Raw genomic sequence first — 462 nt, forward strand, 5'->3', positions numbered from 1 at the left:
TTAACGTTTTTAATTCCTTTGAATACATTAATATCACAAGAAATTCTACATGGTGCTCTGGTCCAGTTACCTTGAATTTCTTGCACACCTTCAGGGAAGAATCCGTTTATAAAAGACGGGTTCTTTTATTTTTGGTCATACAATAAGAATTTTGTTTGACTTCAGTTCTTACATAAGACCGACTAGACACTAACATTTTTATGTAGTACAATTCCTATCAGAAAAATGTTAGGAGATTTACTTATGACTTTTGAAGATAACCGTCAATTAGGAATTCAACAAGGATGTATAGTTATAACAGATCAATCGCAATATCTTGTTGTTAAAAAGAATGAAAATTATTCTTTATTAAACATCGAAACTGCGGAATGCATAAACTTTGAAGTTTCACTTGAACACCTTGAAGAAATGGTTCAAGTAGATTTAAAAGAAAAAATTCAAGATATCATTCCACCAGAGAAT

Annotated in this window: 1 protein-coding gene; it reads left to right on the forward strand. The window is 30.5% G+C overall.

Features of this window, described 5'->3' with window-relative positions; translation table 11 throughout:
- Positions 1 to 243 precede the first annotated feature (243 nt).
- A partial coding sequence (locus SB775_RS27455) for a hypothetical protein (RefSeq protein WP_410864295.1) occupies positions 244 to 462 on the forward strand: 219 nt, incomplete at its 3' end.

This window comes from Peribacillus sp. SIMBA_075 (genome assembly GCF_046534585.1).